This is a genomic window from Mesorhizobium sp. WSM4849, assembly GCF_055811385.1.
Map to the genome: position 1 here is coordinate 1 of NZ_JBVVPW010000084.1, position 2,937 is coordinate 2,937.

Consider the following 2,937-nt stretch of genomic DNA (forward strand, 5'->3'; position numbering starts at 1 on the left):
TTATCGCGGACATGTGCCGGCAAGTCGTCATAAGTCAGTTTGGCGACCGTGCTGGCAACGTCTTGTGTCGGAGGCATGTTTTCGAATCCCAGTGAAGAAATGCAAAGTAAAATGCAGGGTCTACCTAGCCTGTGGGCCGCGGCCCCAGCGAGAATGCCGCGAGTGCGTAAAGGCCAATCATGAGTGTGGTCCTCATTTTAGCAACGATCGTAGATACAGGGTGGGATCGCGGATCACGCGATGCTCCTACCACGGGGGGCAGCTCGATGCTCTCCAAGATCCCCCGGCTGGTTGTTCGCTGCGTAATACCCGTGCGCCGGTCAATGACCGATCTGTTGTTCTTTTTGAGCAAGACCGCGCAACAGGCATATAAGGGCGAACCTTACCGGCAATATATCCACGTTTATAATTGCTCGGCAGCTGCTGCGGCCTTCCGACGAGGGAGTCTCAAGAGAGATGCCAATTGCGCAGAGGGAGCTTCAGAAAAAATCTTCTGCATAAGCATCAATAGCTTACGTGAGAGTGCAGCAGGAACTCAGGCCGACAACACCGTGTTGCGGACTCGACAAACCCGACCATAGGTGTCGTGATCGGCTTCTTGCCAGGTATGGCGGAGAGGATTGCTCCGCAAGGCGAGCGTGGAATTCACGCCTAAGTCGATCGCGTTCCACGTTGTCCGATGTCCACGAGGGTGTCGTCAAAACTACCCATTGATGGTAGCCTCCTCCAGGTTGAATGGGGCGCATTGGCATGGCGGTTTTATCGAGGGGGAGGGCCGCCGGAAACAGCTTTTCTTGCCGGAAAGCCTCGATGACTATGTGGCCGAAGATAGCCTCGTCCCTGACCTTGACCCGAATGGCGTGATAGAAGACCAGCGGGTACCAGATGTCGAGAGGTCGGTTCTGACGTTCGGCCACTTCCTCCAGAACGGCGTCGCTGGTTGCTGAGATCAACTCCGGCGGCACGTCGATGCTGTATAGCTCTTCCAGGTGCGCTGCGGCTATCACGCTAATGCCGCGCGCGTGCTTCGAAACGATTTTGCGTCGAAGCGCGGAAAGTGGCGCTGGAGTCCAAATCCGTGCGGGCCGAGCAGTTCGCCAGTCTCGCCGCCTGCCCGCGGCTCGCCATCCTTTTGCATCCTGAATCAGCCGTGCGATAAAACCTTCAAATAAGTTTACAGAATCTTTGCAACCGCAGATCGCTGACGATGCTACCTTCACCGCAAGGTCTGAGGTCAGGCACTAATAAAAAGCTGACGCCTGTTTGCGCCCAGTCCGCCGCACTGCACACCACGGAGGATCAATTCCAATGGCAAGAAGAGCGCTCATCATGATTGAAGGCCACAGGCGTCTTGGTCCGCTGTTCGTCGAAGCGGGCCGGCGTCTTGGCCTTCATCCAATTACCCTGTCGGCTGATCCAGCTCGGTACGACTATCTTGCGTCGGAAAGCATTGAGGTAATACGCGTCGACACTGATAATCTCGATGCGCTGATCCACGAATGTTCCCGGCTGCGTGCGACCTATGACATTGCCGGCATTACGGCCGCCGAGGAGGAGGTCTATGCGACAGTTGGCAAGCTCTGCCGGCATTTCGATCTACCGGGCCCGAACCCCGCGTCCGTTGAACGCTGCTGCGACAAATTCGTTCAACGTCAGCTCCTCGCGGAGGCCGGCGTTCCAATACCTGCTTATCGCTTGGCAGCAAATGCGGCGGACGTAGAAAGCTCTGCCGCGGACATTGGTCTGCCGGTGGTTCTTAAGCCAGCTGTAGGCACCGGCAGCAGCGGTGTCCGATTGTGCCGCAATGTCGATGAGTTAGCCGAACATACGACCTATCTGTTGGGTGGGAAGCACATATGGCTGTCTTCGCCGAGGATACTGGTCGAAGAATTCGCACAAGGCCCATACTATTGGGCTGACATAATGGGAAATGAGGTCATTGGCATTGGCATCGCTGAGTTGGGGCTCCCACCCCATTTTATCGTTCGTGGGGCCATCTTTCCGGCCCCGCTGACTGATGACGAGCATAAGCGTATCGCCGATGTTTCACTGAGCTGTCTGCAAGCTCTCGGCCTTGGCTGGGGGCCAACGAGCATTCAACTCCGGTGGACGAAACGTGGCCCAGTCGTCATTGAAGTCAATCCGCGACTTGCGGGTGGGACCAATCCTCAACGGGTTCAGCTGGCTTACGGTATCGATCTCATCACCGAGCACATCAAGCTTGTCATCGGCGCCGAATGCGATCTGCGCAAAAGACATTCACACACTGCGGCCACGAGGAACCTACTTCCTGACCGCGATGGCATCCTCGATTGGATCGATGGCGACAGTCGGGCGGCTGCTGTACCAGGTGTCGCTGACGTCAAATTTTATGTTGAACCTAAGACGCCGATCACCAGGAAAGGCGATTACCTAGACCTAATGGGACATGTCATCGCCGCTTCGCCCAGCCTTGCTCAGACCGAGGCGATACTTCAGCGTGCCGTCGACTTGATCGATTGGTCGATCACACCATTTCCGACCCCTGCCCAATAAGAACAATCAGCGGCCTGTCACCTCTCCGCACCAGCGCAGGTGCCCCGGGGTAAAGGCTGATCGTCGCCGAACAATGTAACGTTGAATAAGCTGGCGAGGACCGCTCGGATCGGGATCGTGAGCCCTGCTGAACACCTGCCCGATATGGATTTAAGCAAAATGCCAATGTGGGAGGCGTAATGAAGGGTGAAAGTTTCACGGTCCGCCGGCTCGCGAAGCGCTACGGATCGGTCACGGCAGTAGGTCGATGTGAAGCCGGGAGAGTTTTCTCTCGCTCTTGGGGCCCTCGGGTTCCGGCAAAACGACACTCTTGATGATGATCGCCGGCTTCGAGCTTCCGTCTGCGGGTCTCATCGAGATCGGTTCGACCGATGTCACGCATGTTGCTCCCAACAAGCGCAA

General features: G+C 56.6%; 2 protein-coding genes and 1 pseudogene. 2 read left to right on the plus strand and 1 reads right to left on the minus strand.

Translation table 11 applies throughout. The annotated features are described in order from the left end of the window. Positions 1–833: 833 nt before the first annotated feature. Positions 834–1,066: pseudogene (locus tag AC0L3L_RS36250) on the minus strand (transposase); the annotation flags it as partial. Between the two features lie 242 nt (positions 1,067–1,308). Here AC0L3L_RS36250 and AC0L3L_RS36255 point away from each other — a divergent pair. Further along, positions 1,309–2,535 carry an ATP-grasp domain-containing protein gene (locus AC0L3L_RS36255; protein WP_473642158.1) on the plus strand — a complete coding sequence of 409 codons (1,227 nt, stop codon included), beginning with the start codon at positions 1,309–1,311 and terminating at the stop codon, positions 2,533–2,535. 316 nt (positions 2,536–2,851) lie between these two features. Further along, positions 2,852–2,937 (plus strand): hypothetical protein (locus AC0L3L_RS36260; RefSeq protein ID WP_473642160.1); only part of this gene is annotated, 86 nt, incomplete at its 3' end.